This window comes from Pseudosulfitobacter sp. SM2401 (assembly GCF_042932805.1).
In the GTDB taxonomy this organism is placed as follows: domain Bacteria; phylum Pseudomonadota; class Alphaproteobacteria; order Rhodobacterales; family Rhodobacteraceae; genus Ascidiaceihabitans.
The window spans coordinates 159505-175142 of sequence record NZ_CP170633.1 but is presented as its reverse complement, the minus strand read 5'-3'; the positions used below and the strand labels follow the sequence as shown (position 1 = coordinate 175142).

Sequence of the window (15638 nt, the reverse complement as noted above, 5' to 3'; positions counted from 1 at the left end):
GAACCGTGGACATAGGCGTCATTGGATGTGGGAATATGGGCGGCGGCATGGTCGCCCAATTGCTGGGTGCGGGGTTGGGCGTCAGGTGCTTTGACCCTGATCCAACAACCCGCTTGCGCATGGCAGACACCGGCGCGCAAACCACTGACACGGCAGCGGAATTGGCCAGCCTTTGTGACATCATCATCCTGTCCTTACCCAAGGCCGAAATCGTCGCCGCTGTTATGAACGACATCGCGCCACACATTCGTCAGGGCGCAATCATCCTCGACACTTCGACATCGGTTCCCGCCACCTCGCAGGCGATGTCCGCGTTGGGCGAACAGCACGGTTTCGCATTTATCGACGGTCCCGTCAGCGGCGGTCCGGCGGCAGCAAACGCAGGCACGATGACGATGCTGTTGGGCGGCGATACGGATGCGATCAAACGGCTCGCGCCGGTGCTCGACATACTGACGGCCAAGACCGTGATCGTCGGTAAATCCGGTGCCGGTCACGCCGCCAAAATCGCCAACAACATGCTGTGCGCCGCCAATCTTGTGCTGGTCGCCGAGGCCGTGCGTTTGGGCGAAGCCGCAGGCGTGAACGCCGCCGATTTGCTGGACGGGATCAATGCTGGGTCAGGGCGCAGCGGCGTTAGCGAAGTCAACTTTCCCAAATGGGTGCTCAACGACGGGTTTGATTCCGGGTTCACCATGGGCCTCATGCGCAAGGACGTGGGCCTCGCTTTGGCGCTGGCAAAAGACACCGGTGTCGCCCTGAACGGTTTTGAAAACATCGCCGACATCTGGCTGAACCAGTCGCCCTCCATTGCCGACGCCGCAGATTTCAACGAAATTGTAAAACAAGGCGACACCAATGATTGATCGCACAAATCTGTTTGTCGACACTATGCAAACCCTCGGGCTGGGTGCCCATCCACAAAGCCTGATCGACGGTCAGCTGCAGGATGGAACCGGCGCAACGATCACCCTTGTTGATCCCTTCACCGAAGCGCCGCTGACCCAGTATCCGGACGCCGGTGAAACGCGCGCCAATGCAGCATGCGAGGCGGCAGCGATCGCACAAATCGCTTGGTCAAAATCCATGTCCGCCGCCGCACGTGGGCAAATCATGCAAGACATCGCGCGCGCCGTTCTCGACCATGTTGCCCCCCTCGCGACGCTGGAATCCCTCGTCGCTGGCAAACCCATTCGCGATTGCCGGATCGAGGTCGCCAAAGTTGCCGAAATGTTCGCTTATTACGCTGGATGGGCCGATAAACTGCACGGCGAAGTCATTCCTGTCCCCTCAGGTCACCTTAACTACACCCTGCGCGAACCTTTGGGCGTTGTGTTCCAAATCACCCCTTGGAATGCGCCGATTTTCACTGCCGGTTGGCAGATCGCACCCGCAATCGCGACCGGCAACGGCGTCGTGATCAAACCCAGTGAACTGACGCCCGTGACCACCGTCGCTCTGGTTAAAATCGCGGAGAACGCGGGGCTGCCAAAAGGGCTGGTCAATGTGCTCTGCGGTCTTGGCCCGACTACTGGCCAAGCTGCGATTGAACACAAGGCCGTGCGCAAGGTTATCTTCGTCGGATCCCCCGAAACCGGACGGCGGGTGGCAATCGCCGCGGCTTCAGCGCTCAAACCTGCGGTGCTAGAACTGGGCGGGAAATCGGCCAACATCGTGTTTGACGACGCCAATCTGAAACACGCGTGTTTGGGCGCGCAGGCGGCGATCTTTTCGGGTGCGGGGCAAAGTTGTGTGGCGGGCTCACGCCTGCTGGTGCACCAATCCGTGCACGCGCAAATGATCGACATGTTGTCAGAGGGCATGAACGCAATCACCTTGGGCGATCCGTTGGACGATGCAACCGAAATCGGGCCGATCAGCAACGCGCGCCAGTTTGCGCATGTGTCCGGCATGATCACATCCGCACGCGCAGACGGGGCCGATGTGCGCAGTCGCGACGCAACCCCGGACACCGGATATTTTGTTGCGCCAACCGTCCTGAACGGTTTGAAAAATAACGCAAACGCCGCGCAGACCGAAATCTTTGGGCCGGTCGTCACGGCCATCCCTTTCGCGGACGAACAAGAGGCAATCGCGCTGGCCAACGACACGCAATTCGGACTGGCAGGTGCCGTCTGGACATCGGATGTCGGGCGCGCCCATCGCATGGCCGACGCCGTGCGCGCAGGCACGTTCTGGATCAACAGCTACAAGGCGATCCACGTGTCCTCGCCCTTTGGTGGCTCCTTGAATTCCGGTTTCGGGCGATCCAGCGGTACCGACGCTTTGATGGAATACACAAGCGCCAAAAGCGTGTGGCTTGACGCAACCCCCATCCCGAAAATCGCATTTGGCTATGTGTCCTGAGGTGCAATATGAAACTGGTTGATGACGTTCGGACATTGCTGAACAGCGATACTCAGATCGCTGGAATTTTGGATCTAAGTCCCTTTGACGATGCACCAACGTTGCTCGGTAGCCTGCTGGGCAGCATCTGCAAAAGCGCCCATGTCGCCGGGGCCGTCACGCGCGTCTACCGCAGCAATCCGACGCTGCAAAAGCAGACCGAATATGACATCACCGAAGCTGCCCGGCGCAATTTCGAACCCGGCGGGCCAGCGGCAACATTTCTGTTTGCACGCGGCAGTCACGCGATCATGGCGTACCGTGTGACCCATCAGCTTTGGCAAGACGGCGACACCAATATGGCGCTGGCGCTCAAGGCCGCATTCGGGCGCGCCTTCAGCACCGATATCCACCCCGCAGCGCAGATTGGCGCCGGACTGTGGCTGGATCACGGGCTTGGGTTTGTCGTCGGGGAAACCAGCGTCATCGACGAAGATGTGTCGATCTGGCACAACGTCACGTTGGGCAGCACGCTGGCAGACACCGGCCCCAGCCGGCACCCCCACATCGGGCGCGGCGCTGTGATCGGGGCGGGCGCAACCATTTTGGGCAACATCAAAATCGGCGCATTTGCCAACATTGCGGCAGGGGCAATTGTGCTGGAAAACGTCCCCGAACGGATCCTCGCGGTTGGTACCAAAGCCCGCAATGTCGGGCCTGCGACGATAACATTTGCATCGCCAAAGAGCACGTCATGAACGCATCCTTCGGCATCGACCACCCGCTGCTTGCGACGCACGATATTGCAGGGCTGCGCGTGCGATTGATCTCGCTCGGGTTCAACATGACGGCCATCGGCAAACACCCGTGGGGCACCAGCACCAGCCTCGCGATGTTCGATGGTTGCTTGGTCGAAATCATGGGAATTTATGACGACACCCTGCTAGATCAGGTCCCCGCTGGAGATTTCAGATTTGGCCGCCACGTCCATGATCACTTGCAAATCCGCGAAGGCGTTGCCCTATCTGCGCTGCACAGCACCGGATCACACATCGATGCCGAAACGGCCGCTGCCGCCGGTTTCACTGTCGCCGGTCACCTCGAATTCGGGCGCGACGTGACCTTGCCCGATGGCACAACCGGGCGCACCAAAACGACGCTGGCGCTGTTGCCCGACGCCGATCACCCGCGCCTGTCATTTTTCCTATGCCAGCAGCATCGCCCCGAATTGATCTACGTGCCTGAATGGCTACAGCACCCCAATTCCGTGTTCGGAATTTGCGGAGTGAGCGTGTTGGCGCAGGCATTCGATCACGCCGCACTGAACACAAAGTTAACTGGTTTATACGGCGCAGCAAAACCGATCAAAGGCGGGTTTCAAGTTGACACCGCCAATGGCCCAATTCGGGTTCAAACGGCGCATGCGATCGAAGCAGAATTCGGGCCATTGCCCTTTGCCCAAGACACGGCGGGTGGACCATGCATCGTCGCTATGGATTTGAAATTTCGCGATGCAAAGGCGTTCGAAACCCACGCAAAAAACAGCGACATCGCATTGATCCGAACACAAAACGGATGGGTCACGCATGCCCCCAAAGAGACAGCCAACACGTTCCTCAGGTTCACTCAAAGCGAAAGTTGAAACGGCAAAAGGGCGACCAAACAGACCGCCCCCTTGAAGGTTTTCTAAGGCGTTGTTGCCAGTTGCGCCTTGATCGCATCAGCTGTACGCATCGCCAAGGCCGCCAAGGTCAACGTCGGGTTAGCCGTTGTAATCGTTGGAAAAACACCGTCGCCAACCAAAAACAGATTGTTGTGATCCCAGCTGCGGCTGTAACTGTCGACAACCGATGTGCGCGCGTCTGATCCCATCCGGTACGTGCCAACCAGATGGCCCGCCCCAAAGTAGGTGAACCCGTCTGGTACCGCCTGCCCGTTTGCACACAACTCAGGCACCTTCAACGCATCAGGCAAAGCCTCAAACATGTCGCGATCAGGGTTTTCAAACCAAACAGGGTTTGGAAATTCGGTACCGTCAGCAGCGGTCAAATTCTGCGCGTTCCGGGTGAAATTGGTCGCCCCCAACATTTGATAAACCTGCCGTGAAAACACCTCGGCCGAGGCAAAACCCCGACGGGTGTATTCCGATAATTTATAGTTAATCACAGGGCGCGGTAGATGCAGGCCATCGACGATACCGTTGTCGCGATTGATCGTTACACGGCTGTCGGATTCGGGTGTTTGTTCAACCAAAAACCCCATCCGCCATTGCCGCGTAAAATGGCTGTTCAGCTGTTCGATCAACCCGGCCCCGAACAGCCGATCCAAGTTCGCATTGGTGTGCGAGGCGTTCTTGCCATCCACAAAATCACTGACAGTTGTCCAAGGGTCACCGATGGCAAAATTCCAGCCTTCGTTGCCAATTTCACACCGCCAAGCCGCCCGATCTGACCGGAACGGACCATCACGCAGCGATTCAATGCCTGACGTTGTCAAAGGCCCGCGAAAGCCAAAGATCTGCTCGGGCATCAGCGACCACGACAGGTACAGCGGGTGATCCATCAGGTTGCGCCCCATCTGGTCAGACGAATTCGCCACCGTCTGCCCGTTACCCATGTCAGACATCAGCATCAGCTTAGGCGTTTCGATCGCGTGGGCGGCGATGACGTAAATTTTTGCAGTCGCCGTGATGGGCTCGGATTTGGTGATTTTTGTCGGACCATTTTCCCAGTGAATGTATTCGATCCCTGTCACCGGCTGGCCGTACCCTGCGGACACAACTTTGGTCACGACGCATTGTGATTTCAACGTCACATTGCCCGTCGACTGCGCCCCAGCCAGTGTCACCGTGCCGTCCCACTTGGCCTGGATGGGGCAAATCGGGATGCAATTTGTGTTGCCCGCACAGGTGCGTCTGTTGCCATCGGGTTGCGAGTTTCGCCCTGCAGGGGTGGACGTCACAAAGACCTGCTGACCCTCAAAGTTGATGAAATCCTGAAAGCCGTTCAGCGCAGCAGCAATCTGCACATCCAAAACCGACGGCGGAATTTCTTGCATCGGATAGCTGTAACCGTCGGAATATTTCAAACCGATTTGTGCCAGTTCCTTGGTTTGGATCGACACATCTGCAGACACGCCGATCTCGTGCTCAGCGCGCCCGTAGGCGTCTAGTAAATCATCCACAACAATCGGCCAATCGGGCATCGGATAGTCAGGATCATCTGCGCCGTAGGTCGATTTCATCGTGAAATCATGTTCCAAAAAACGCAGACTTGTACCCAGCCAATGCCACGTGGTGCCACCTGTAATCCGCTCGTACCCTGACAAAAACGGCTGCGGGCCTTCTTGCAAAAGATACGACACATCCGCGTTGTAAATGTAGTTTCCCGCCCCAAGATCAGCGTGCCACGTTGGCGAAACATTGTTGCCAAAGGTCTGCGCAACGGTGGCGCGCGGCGTTGCTTCTTTTGCTGGATTGGCACCCAATCCCGGTGGGTAGGGCGATTCAGGCGTCTTTACCGTGTTCAACAAAAAGTTGCTCATGTATTCTTCGCGGTTCGTGGGCGGTGTCTCTGGCCCACCCTCGATGATCAGGATTTTTGCACCCGCTTGCGACAGTTCTTTGGCGATAATCGGGCCCGCAACGCCGGCGCCAACAATGATGATATCGTAGTCAGGATCGCTCATGCGCTTGCCCCCCATCCAGAGGTGTCGGGCGATCCGCCAGCGGACACCTCATCGTTCCCCGTCGTCACCTGCAACGATGCGGCAGGCGGTTTGTCCCAGTAGCCAAACGTCAGGGTCGAATTGCCCATCGCGTGGCTTTGCATCGACTGCCATGCCAGACCTTTGATGTAGGCCTGATCGGACACGACGGTTTCCTTGCCTTTGGCCGCACCTGCGCTGTCAAAGGGCTGATACCACGACCCCAAATACCACAGCTTTAGGATCGCTTGCGCGACAGCCGTTTGGTTTTCGTCGATCGGTTCACCGGTTGTCGGATCAGGCGACACCCCCATGATGACAGACCCGATTTCGTCTGTGCTTAAGGCCGGAACAACGGCCTGAAGGGACGCGAATGTCGCCAGCAAATTGGCACAGTCCCCACCAGAATGATCCGTCGCCCATTGCAAAAACAGCTTTGGCAAACCAATCGGATCGACTTGTGGTGCAATCAATTGTTCACTGAACCCCGTCAGCAAAGCCGACATCGCATTGAATGTCTTTTGATCAGAATTGCTCATTGGCTTGGCCCCTCTTGCGGCCCTCGGGCGCGTTCTAGCAAATACGTGAAATCGGAAAATTGCCCGTCCGTCATCGTCGCGTTCAAGTGACAATTGATGCAGCTGGAACTGGCTTGCGGGACCGTGCCTTGGATGTAGGTTTCCAGCGTGGTGTTGGCCAAAAACGCAGGTGCCGGGTTGCCCGATTTGTCGACTTCGTTGATCGCGCTGCACCAGTTTGTCGCCGCCGTTGGCGCGGCGTTCGGGGCGGTTGGCGCTGTGGGCCACTGGGTCGAAACCAGTTCGTAATTGACCCAAACGGTGCCGGCCAGCAGATCGGATTGCACCTGCGCGTTCATCGCATCCGTGTCTTGATGGATCGCAATGACCCGCTCGATCTGGCTGCGATCACCAATGCGCGCGTCGCTTAGCGGCGGATCATCGGGGTTCCAGGGCTGCGCGGGTGGCTCGTTCACCGCGTTACAATCAGCGCAATCAGGGTTGAAATAGTTGTACTTTGGCTTGTCAGCGCCTTGGCCTTTTGTTGGCGCATTGTCCACGTGTTCAAACGTCGACCACAGCCATTGCGTGTCGTTGCTGGTCTTTTGAGCGATGTGAAAACCGGTCAAACCGACCAGTTGCTTTTCGCACATTGCCGGGCGCGATCCGTCTTTGGCCGCCTCGGTGAACACCAGTGCCTCGACCGTGTGAAACAACGACGGATCATCGTTTTTGGCAGTGTCGATCACCTTCCACGCGGCTTTGGCCATCACGGCCCCTTGCTGGCCGCCTTGTGCGCAAATCGGATTGCCGTCAGCGTCTGTGCCCTCGTTGCAGCTACAGGAAAAATTCACCTCGTTGCCTGCTTGCGAAAACGTCTTTTGACCGGCTTTGTTGTACAGTTCGTTGTCCAAAATATAGTCGTACATCGACTGGTTCACCGAAATCGCAAAGCGGCTGTAGTGCCCGTTTGCATCGATCAAAGGACCGGATTGAAACGGCTCTGTGAATTCTTCCAGAACGTCAGGACGCTTGCCAATTTGGCGCACGATTTTCATCGCGCCGTCATGCAGACCGGCACATTCCGCAGGTACATTGCGCGGCGGAAATGACCCCTCAGTTGACGCAGGTGCGGCACCATCCGGTAGGAAAATATCGCTGCTCTCAGCCCAGTTTTCCCAGACTGTCGGATCATCGCTGCCGCCGGTGACAAGCACACCATCCGCGTCGTGATTGAGCGCCAAAAACAAATCCCAGGAATACGCATCAAACGAACATTGCAGGCTCTCGACGCTGATGTCTTCGGACGCGATCATCGACGCATCCGGCAAATGCGGGATCGCCGCGCCATTGGTGATCACGTGATCCGCGCCCTGACAGCTGACCGTTGTCGATATGGCGCTGGCTTGCGGCGTCCCGTTCTCCAATGGCCCCTCGGTCGAATTTTTGCCTTTGATTTGATAGTGATAGATGACGTAGGCGCCAACAATCAGCACGCAACAAAACAGCGCTAGTTTGAGCAATCTCATAGCAATTTCCTAAAATATGAATCGTTTAATACAACCACAGCGTACCACGAAGCTGTATTTTAGCGAGCATTATCTCTCGCTCAGATTGTGTGCACACGCGGCACGAAAAAGGCCGGTGCAATGAAACACCGGCCTGATCTATTTTGCGAAGGAACGTCGAATGCGGCTATTCTGCCGCCTCTGCGTAGTTTTCCATCGGCGGACACGTACAGGTCAAATTTCGATCCCCCCAGACGTTGTCCACACGGTTCACAGGCGGCCAATATTTGTCGACACGGAACGCTCCGGGCGGGAAACACCCGACCTCGCGGCTGTAGGGGCGATCCCAGTCTTTAACCAAATCCTCCATCGTGTGTGGCGCGTTTTTCAGCGGGTTGTTGTCCGCGTCGATCTCACCGTTTTCGATCTGCGTGATCTCGGCACGGATCGCCAACATCGCATCGCAGAACCGGTCCAGCTCGGCTTTGGTTTCGGATTCCGTCGGCTCGATCATCAAGGTGCCCGCCACTGGCCAGCTCATCGTTGGGGCGTGAAAGCCGCAGTCGATCAAACGCTTGGCAATATCGTCCACCGTCACATGCGCAGAGTCCGCAAACGGGCGCGTGTCGATGATGCATTCGTGCGCCACACGTCCGGTTGGCCCCTTGTACAAAACGTCGAACGCGCCTTCCAATCGCTTGGCGATGTAATTGGCGTTCAGGATCGCCACGCGGGTCGCTTGGGTCAGCCCTTCGCCGCCCATCATCAGGCAATAGGCCCACGAAATCGGCAACAGCGATGGCGACCCAAAGGCCGCGGCAGACACAGCGCCGGTCCCCGTGTTCGGATCCCCCGGAAGATGCGCAATCAAGTGTTCTTTCACACCGATCGGTCCCATACCGGGCCCACCACCACCGTGCGGAATGCAAAAGGTTTTGTGCAGGTTCAGGTGGCTCACGTCCCCACCCAAATCACCGGGGCGCGACAGGCCGACCATCGCGTTCATGTTGGCCCCGTCGATATAGACCTGACCGCCGCGATCGTGGGTCATCTGGCACACGTCAATCACGGTTTCCTCGAACACCCCGTGGGTCGACGGATAGGTGATCATGCAGGCAGCAAGGTTGTCTTTGTGCAGGTCCGCTTTGGCGGCAAAATCCTCAAGATCGATGTCGCCTTTGGCGTCCGACTTGATCGGAACAACCTTCCAACCCACCATCTGCGCCGAGGCCGGATTGGTCCCATGCGCAGACATCGGGATCAGGCAAATGTTGCGGTGCCCTTGACCGTTTGCGCGGTGATACGACGCAATCGAAAGCAACCCCGCGTATTCGCCCTGCGCACCAGAATTTGGCTGCATCGAAATCGCGTCATAGCCCGTGACATCACATAATTTGGCCGACAGATCATCGATCATTTCCATGTAACCGGCCGCTTGATCCGTCGGGATGTAGGGATGCAAAAGCGAAAATTCATCCCACGTCACCGGCATCATTTCGGCCGCGGAATTCAGCTTCATTGTGCACGATCCCAGCGGGATCATCGCGCGATCCAGCGCCAGATCACGATCCGCCAAACGACGCATGTAACGCATCATTTCTGTCTCGGCGCGGTTCATGTGGAACACCGGATGGGTCAGGTAATCCGAGGTGCGGATCAGCTTTTCCGGCACGTGGTAATGTGGGGTGTAATCCTTGTCCTTCAGCTCGATCCCGAAGGCGCGCCAGACGGCCTCGATTGTCTCGGATCGCGTGCGTTCATCCAGCGTGATCCCGACCTGAGTGGAGCCGACAGCGCGCAGGTTGATCCCTTCATCCACCGCCGATTTCATGACCGCCGATTGCAACGGGCCAACGTCCACAGTGATCGTGTCAAAGAACGTCGCAGGGCGCACATCAAAGCCTGCGGTTTTCAGACCTTCGGCCAATCGCGCAGTCTTGCGATGGATGCGTTGCGCAATCGCTTTTAACCCCTCAGGCCCATGAAATACCGCGTAAAATCCGGCCATTACGGCCAGCAACGCCTGCGCCGTACACACGTTTGACGTCGCTTTTTCGCGCCGAATATGTTGTTCGCGGGTTTGCAGCGACAGGCGGTAGGCGCGGTTGCCAAGGCTGTCGATAGACACCCCGACAATACGCCCCGGCATCGAGCGCGCGTAGTTCGCTTTGGTCGCCATGTAGGCCGCGTGCGGACCGCCATATCCGACCGGCACACCGAACCGCTGGGTTGATCCAACGGCAATATCCGCGCCCATCGCACCGGGTTCCTTAAGCAAGGTCAGCGACAGTGGGTCAGCCGCAATAATACCGATGGCTTTGGTGCCATGCAGGGCCGCGATCTGATCCGTGAAATCACGCAAATGCCCGTGTGTTCCGGGGTACTGAAAGATCGCGCCAAAGACGGCCGTCGCATCCAGATCATTCGGATCGCCAATCGTGATTTCGATCCCCAGAGGCGCTGCACGTGTCTTCATCACCGCAATGTTTTGTGGGTGGCAATTTTCATCGACAAAGAACCCGATAGCCTTGGATTTTGACACCCGCTGCGCCATCGTCATCGCCTCGGCGCAGGCAGTCGCTTCGTCGAGCAACGACGCGTTGGCGATCTCTAGACCGGTCAAATCCGACACCATCGTTTGAAAGTTCAAAAGTGCCTCAAGACGCCCCTGCGAAATCTCGGGCTGATAGGGCGTGTAGGCCGTGTACCAAGCCGGATTTTCCAGAATATTGCGTTGGATCGCAGGCGGCGTGACCGTGCCGTGATAGCCCTGCCCGATCAACGACGTCAGCACTTTGTTTTTGCCCGCGACGATCTTCATGTGGTGCAATAGCTCGCGCTCGGATTTGGCTTTTCCAAACTCAAGCGGTTCTTTCTGACGGATTTTTGCAGGCAGCGTGTCGTCGATCAACGCGGCCAGATCCTTTGCCCCCACCACGTCCAGCATTTGCGCCATTTCCGCAGGGGAAGGTCCAATGTGGCGGCGATTTGCAAAATCATATGGCAGGTAGTCGGTGGGGGTAAATGTCATTTTCAGGCTCCGATAGGTGCGAGGTAAAAGCGCTTAGGCAATCAATTTATTGTACGCGGCTTCGTCCATGTATTCGTCCATTTGCGACGTATCATCGGGCTTGATCTTAAAGAACCAACCGGCACCAATCGCGTCCTCGTTCACTGCAGACGGGCTGTCCGCCAAAGCCGTGTTTACCTCGACGATTTCACCGTCAATCGGGGCCAGAATGTCGGACGCCGCCTTGACGGATTCGATCACCACGATCTCGTCATCTTTGGCCACTGTGTCGCCAACTTCGGGCAATTCAACAAAGACAATATCGCCCAGTTGTTCAGCCGCGTGTGCCGTGATGCCAACCACCACAACGTCATCTTCGACGCGCAGCCATTCGTGTTCTTCGGTGTATTTCATCTGTCGTTTCTCCGCTTTGGTTTATCGTTTAAAATTGGCTGGGGTGAACGGCATTTTGGTGACGCTCAAAGGCAAACGTTTGCCGCGCAGTTCCCCGTATATTGTCGTGCCTATGGATGCGTGATCACGCGTGACGTAGCCCATCGCAACAGGGCCACCGACCGTTGGGCCAAAGCCACCGGACGTGATTTTGCCGATCTGTTCGCCACCCTCAGGGCCTGCAAACAACGGCACACCTTCGCGCATTGGCGCACGTCCGGTCGGCAACAGGCCAACGCGTTTGCGCGCAGCCCCGTCCGCCATTTGTGCAAATATCTGCGTGGCCCCCGGAAAGCCACCGGCACGTGCGCCACCATCGCGCCGCACCTTTTGGATCGCCCACGTCAACGCGCCCTCAATCGGGGTCGTGCCGGTGTCAATGTCATGGCCGTACAGGCACAATCCGCCCTCAAGGCGCAGCGAATCCCGTGCGCCCAAACCGATGGCTTCGACCTCTGGATGGTCCAGCAAGGCCCGCGCCAAAGCTTCTGCCTGATCCGCAGGCACCGAAATTTCATAGCCGTCTTCGCCGGTGTATCCTGACCGCGACACCCAGCATTCTGCACCATTCAGGGACAGCGTCGCGACATCCATAAACGCCATCTCGGCAGCCCTTGGGTCAAGCGTTGCCAACACGGTTTCGGCCGATGGACCCTGCAAAGCCAGCAACGCGCGGTCGGTGATCTCAGTGACTTCGACACCCGCCAAATGTGCTTGCATGTGCGCGATATCAGCCCCTTTGCAGGCCGCATTCACCACGACAAACAGATGATCACCACGATTGGCAAACATCAGATCATCCATGATCCCGCCCGCATCATTGGTGAAAAAGCCATAGCGCTGGCGATCCGTGTCCAACCCTAAAACATCCATCGGCACCAAGGTTTCAAACGCCCGCGCCGCAGTCGCGAAATCAGACCCACGCACAATGACTTGCCCCATGTGCGACACATCAAACAGCCCGGCGCGCGTGCGCGTGTGATCGTGCTCTTTCATCACCCCAAGCGGATATTGCACAGGCATCGCATACCCGGCGAAAGGCACCATTTTGCCCCCGAGTTCCACGTGCAAATCATGCAATGGCGTATGCATTAAATCAGACATCTCAAACGGCCCCTATCCATGCACCGTATTGATTTATAATAAAATCATCCGGCACCAATACACAGCAAAGACATAGCCTTTGCCACTTGATGCCCCCTCTGTCCTGTGCGCCTGAGATTGCTATCCCTTCGGCGGGTGCGTGTGGCACCACTCTCCAGAGTATTGTCGTCCGTATCGGTCCATTGGCCTGAGAGTTTCCGAGGCGGTTGCTCCTTCGGCACCAGTATGTCTGGTTCTCCCGATGACGGTCGTGCGTCCATGGTGGACACCGTCGCATACAATTCAGGTTCCGCATTCTTGTCAACTCAAATTCGCATGATCAGGTCCGCGATCCTTGACAATTTTGACCGGATCACCTGATTTACCGACATGAGCAATACCCAAAACATGCTAAAGCGACGCGCCCGATTGCTGGGTCCCAACGTCTCGACGTTTTATGACGATCCCCTGCATCTGGTCAAAGGCGACGGCGTTTGGGTTTGGGATGCCGATGGGCGCAAGTATCTGGATTGTTACAATAATGTGCCGCACGTCGGGCATTGTCATCCGCGGGTGGTTGACGCCATCTGCGCGCAGGCCCGCCAATTGAACACCCACACGCGCTATCTGCACGACGGTATTCTGGACTACGTTGAACGGCTGACGGGGACATTCGAGGGCGATCTTTCAACCGCCATCATGACCTGCACAGGATCAGAGGCAAACGACATCGCCCTGCGCATGGCCGAGGCCGTCACCGGCAAGCGCGGCGTCATTGCAACCGACCACACCTACCACGGCAACACGACTGTGGTGGCGCAATTATCAGCCACAAACCGCCCCGCCACCGGCGACGGCAGCCACGTGCGCCAAGTCCCCGCGCCCGACAGTTACCGCCCCTTGGGGGACGAGGCTGGCATAGCCCATGCCCACGCATTTGCCGCCTCGGTCCAAGCTGCGATTGACGATCTGAACGCCTCAGGCATCGGGTTTTCCGCGCTGTTGATCTGCCCTGCATTCCTGAACGAAGGCTTTCCCGATTTGGACGCAGGATGGCTGGCACCAGCCCAAAACGTCGTGCGCAAAGCCGGTGGTTTGATCATCGCAGACGAGGTACAGCCCGGCTTTGGCCGCAACGGCGAACGGTTCTGGGGGCATCAACGCATCGGACTGGTGCCAGACGTCGTTACGATGGGCAAACCCATGGGCAATGGCCACCCCGTCGCAGGGGTTGTGACCACTCCAGACATCATGGCCGCGTTCCGTAATTCGTTTCGATATTTCAACACGTTCGGCGGCAATCCGGTGTCCTGCGCTGCGGCCATGGCCGTGCTGGATGTGATGGTTGACGAAGACTTGCAGGCCAACGCATTGCGTGTCGGGGCGCACGCAAAAGCAGGTCTGCAAAAGCTGGTGGAAACCCACGAATGCATCGGCGATGTGCGCGGTCAGGGCCTGTATTTCGGGGCCGAACTGGTCACGGATCGCGCGACCAAGGCACCCGCCAGTCAGTTCGCGATCAAGGTCGCCAACGAAATGCGCCAGCGTGGCGTTTTGATGAACAAGCTCGGCATCCATTACAACACCCTCAAGATCCGCCCACCGATGCCGTTTTCCATCGAAAACGCAGACATGATGCTGGACACTCTGGACAGCGTGCTGAGCGATCTTGGGCCTGCACGTGACTGACATTGCGCTCAAAGCGGCGCTGGTTCACTGGGGTCATGTTGGCGCAAAGGTCACGTTGATCGCAGCCCGCGAAAACCACGTTTACCGCGTCGACACTGCTCGCGGACCGCTTGCCTTGCGCCTGCACCGCGCCGGATATCGCAGCGCTGCTGAACTGCAATCTGAACTGCAATGGATGCAGATGTTGGCCAACGGCGGCATCACAGTTCCTGCGTCGATTAGGGCCCGCGACGGCAGTTTGTTTTTGACATTGGGCGACACCGTCATCGACCTGCTCAGCTGGATCGAAGGGGTCCCGTTGTCGCAGGTGCCTGACGTTGAAAACCGGCCTGATTTGTACCGTGAACTCGGTCGCCAAATGGCGCAGATGCACGACCTTGCAGATCGTTGGTCGCCGCCCGCTGGCTTTGCCCGACCAACGTGGGACATCGACGGTTTGCTCGGGCAATCACCGCTGTGGGGCCGGTTTTGGGACAATCCGACTTTGACCACCGGCCAAGCCGCACGCCTTGCAGATTTTCGCGAAGTTGCCCGTGAAAAACTAGCAGATACAACAGATTACGGGCTGGTTCATGTCGACCTCGTCCCAGACAACGTGATGATTTCGCACGCCGGCCTTCACCCCATCGACTTTGACGACGGCGGGTTTGGTTATCGGCTGTTCGACCTTGCAACGGTCACCCACCGTGCATTGCGCACAGCCCCACACGGAGTTTTGAAGCACGCCTTGATCGACGGCTACACAGACGTGCGCACCATAGATTTAGCCCAGCTAAAACTGTTCGAAGCCCTGCGCGCCTGCACCTATGTCGGCTGGATCATCACGCGCATGAAAGAAGGCGGCGCACAGGCCCGAAACACCCGCTTTATCACCGAAGCCATCGCGCGCATCGACGCCTTATAGATAGTCGCGGATCGAACTGGCCTTTGGGCTTAGTTCTGCATCGATATTGCGCATTTCCATCGACAACATGAACGACGAACGCGCCATAACGTCGGCGCAATACGCCTCAAGCGCGGCAAAAATCAATGACGTCGCCGCTTTGCGTTTTTCCAATTCACGCCCTTCGCGCAGGCGCACAGACAGGTCCAGAAACGCGTGATCCGGATTGCCGTCCGCCATGACGACATGCGCGGCAGGCGTCGCACGCACACGGATACCCGCCAGCGGAAACACCCCCGTTTGCACGGCCGCATCACGGACCACAACGCACAGCCCCGCGATGTCCAAACGCGTCTCTAAGTTGGGTGAATAATCGATGTGAAAATGTGGCATCTTGGTCCTCTGGCTTGCAACATTCATGCGGGCACAAGGCGCAACTTGTC

At 57.6% G+C, this 15638-nt stretch carries 13 protein-coding genes and 1 riboswitch; of the genes, 6 read left to right on the top strand and 7 right to left on the bottom strand.

Annotated elements, in window-relative coordinates; all coding sequences use genetic code 11:
• The first annotated feature begins 5 nt into the window (after positions 1-5).
• From ACFIO0_RS00885 to ACFIO0_RS00870, 4 genes are read left to right on the top strand one after another with little or no spacing between them, the layout of a single operon-like run.
• The gene (locus ACFIO0_RS00885) at positions 6-866 is read left to right on the top strand and encodes a prephenate dehydrogenase/arogenate dehydrogenase family protein (RefSeq protein ID WP_390912717.1); all 861 of its coding nucleotides are present in this window, start codon (positions 6-8) and stop codon (positions 864-866) included.
• Positions 859-2367 carry an aldehyde dehydrogenase family protein gene (locus tag ACFIO0_RS00880; protein ID WP_390912715.1) on the top strand — a complete coding sequence of 503 codons (1509 nt, stop codon included), beginning with the start codon at positions 859-861 and terminating at the stop codon, positions 2365-2367. Before ACFIO0_RS00885 ends, ACFIO0_RS00880 begins: the two co-directional genes overlap by 8 nt.
• Positions 2368-2375: 8 nt before the next feature.
• On the top strand, positions 2376-3104 hold the full coding sequence (locus ACFIO0_RS00875; RefSeq protein ID WP_390912713.1) for a serine O-acetyltransferase: 729 nt from the start codon (positions 2376-2378) through the stop codon (positions 3102-3104).
• Positions 3101-3988 carry a VOC family protein gene (locus ACFIO0_RS00870; RefSeq protein ID WP_390912711.1) on the top strand — a complete coding sequence of 296 codons (888 nt, stop codon included), beginning with the start codon at positions 3101-3103 and terminating at the stop codon, positions 3986-3988. The genes ACFIO0_RS00875 and ACFIO0_RS00870 overlap by 4 nt, the downstream gene beginning before the upstream one ends.
• Positions 3989-4032: 44 nt before the next feature.
• On the opposite strand, the gene ACFIO0_RS00865 is transcribed toward ACFIO0_RS00870, so the two are convergent.
• The 6 genes from ACFIO0_RS00865 to gcvT all read right to left on the bottom strand — a co-directional run bounded on the left by ACFIO0_RS00865 (position 4033) and on the right by gcvT (position 12644).
• On the bottom strand, positions 4033-6033 hold the full coding sequence (locus ACFIO0_RS00865) for a GMC oxidoreductase (RefSeq protein ID WP_390912709.1): 2001 nt from the start codon (positions 6031-6033) through the stop codon (positions 4033-4035).
• The gene (locus ACFIO0_RS00860; protein ID WP_390912707.1) at positions 6030-6590 is read right to left on the bottom strand and encodes a hypothetical protein; all 561 of its coding nucleotides are present in this window, start codon (positions 6588-6590) and stop codon (positions 6030-6032) included. Before ACFIO0_RS00860 ends, ACFIO0_RS00865 begins: the two co-directional genes overlap by 4 nt.
• Positions 6587-8098 carry a hypothetical protein gene (locus tag ACFIO0_RS00855; protein WP_390912705.1) on the bottom strand — a complete coding sequence of 504 codons (1512 nt, stop codon included), beginning with the start codon at positions 8096-8098 and terminating at the stop codon, positions 6587-6589. The genes ACFIO0_RS00860 and ACFIO0_RS00855 overlap by 4 nt, the downstream gene beginning before the upstream one ends.
• A 166-nt stretch (positions 8099-8264) precedes the next feature.
• Complete coding sequence (gcvP, locus tag ACFIO0_RS00850) at positions 8265-11108, bottom strand: aminomethyl-transferring glycine dehydrogenase (protein ID WP_390912703.1); 2844 nt, start codon at positions 11106-11108, stop codon at positions 8265-8267.
• A 33-nt stretch (positions 11109-11141) separates the two neighbouring features.
• Positions 11142-11501, bottom strand: a complete 360-nt coding sequence (gene gcvH, locus ACFIO0_RS00845) for a glycine cleavage system protein GcvH (protein WP_390912701.1) — start codon at positions 11499-11501, stop codon at positions 11142-11144.
• A 21-nt stretch (positions 11502-11522) separates the two neighbouring features.
• Positions 11523-12644, bottom strand: a complete 1122-nt coding sequence (gene gcvT / locus ACFIO0_RS00840) for a glycine cleavage system aminomethyltransferase GcvT (protein ID WP_390912699.1) — start codon at positions 12642-12644, stop codon at positions 11523-11525.
• Between the two features lie 165 nt (positions 12645-12809).
• A riboswitch (glycine riboswitch) is annotated at positions 12810-12895 on the bottom strand.
• A gap of 118 nt (positions 12896-13013) precedes the next feature.
• On the opposite strand from gcvT, the gene ACFIO0_RS00835 reads away from it, so the two are divergent.
• Positions 13014-14312: an aminotransferase class III-fold pyridoxal phosphate-dependent enzyme gene (locus ACFIO0_RS00835; RefSeq protein ID WP_390912697.1), complete on the top strand. Its 1299-nt coding sequence runs from the start codon at positions 13014-13016 to the stop codon at positions 14310-14312.
• On the top strand, positions 14305-15216 hold the full coding sequence (locus tag ACFIO0_RS00830) for a phosphotransferase (protein WP_390912695.1): 912 nt from the start codon (positions 14305-14307) through the stop codon (positions 15214-15216). The genes ACFIO0_RS00835 and ACFIO0_RS00830 overlap by 8 nt, the downstream gene beginning before the upstream one ends.
• Here ACFIO0_RS00830 and ACFIO0_RS00825 read toward each other — a convergent pair.
• Positions 15211-15588, bottom strand: coding sequence for a 5-carboxymethyl-2-hydroxymuconate isomerase (locus tag ACFIO0_RS00825; protein WP_390912693.1), 378 nt, complete (start codon positions 15586-15588; stop codon positions 15211-15213). The two genes, ACFIO0_RS00830 and ACFIO0_RS00825, sit on opposite strands and share 6 nt — an antisense overlap.
• Positions 15589-15638 lie beyond the last annotated feature (50 nt).

Bases quoted from the DNA above. Each gene is read 5' to 3' on its own strand.
- ACFIO0_RS00880 (WP_390912715.1), top strand. From the start codon at position 859: ATGATTGATCGCACAAATCTGTTTGTCGACACTATGCAAACCCTCGGG.
- ACFIO0_RS00875 (WP_390912713.1), top strand. From the start codon at position 2,376: ATGAAACTGGTTGATGACGTTCGGACATTGCTGAACAGCGATACTCAG.
- ACFIO0_RS00870 (WP_390912711.1), top strand. From the start codon at position 3,101: ATGAACGCATCCTTCGGCATCGACCACCCGCTGCTTGCGACGCACGAT.
- ACFIO0_RS00865 (WP_390912709.1), bottom strand. From the start codon at position 6,033: ATGAGCGATCCTGACTACGATATCATCATTGTTGGCGCCGGCGTTGCG.
- ACFIO0_RS00860 (WP_390912707.1), bottom strand. From the start codon at position 6,590: ATGAGCAATTCTGATCAAAAGACATTCAATGCGATGTCGGCTTTGCTG.
- ACFIO0_RS00855 (WP_390912705.1), bottom strand. From the start codon at position 8,098: ATGAGATTGCTCAAACTAGCGCTGTTTTGTTGCGTGCTGATTGTTGGC.
- gcvP (WP_390912703.1), bottom strand. From the start codon at position 11,108: ATGACATTTACCCCCACCGACTACCTGCCATATGATTTTGCAAATCGC.
- gcvH (WP_390912701.1), bottom strand. From the start codon at position 11,501: ATGAAATACACCGAAGAACACGAATGGCTGCGCGTCGAAGATGACGTT.
- gcvT (WP_390912699.1), bottom strand. From the start codon at position 12,644: ATGTCTGATTTAATGCATACGCCATTGCATGATTTGCACGTGGAACTC.
- ACFIO0_RS00835 (WP_390912697.1), top strand. From the start codon at position 13,014: ATGAGCAATACCCAAAACATGCTAAAGCGACGCGCCCGATTGCTGGGT.
- ACFIO0_RS00825 (WP_390912693.1), bottom strand. From the start codon at position 15,588: ATGCCACATTTTCACATCGATTATTCACCCAACTTAGAGACGCGTTTG.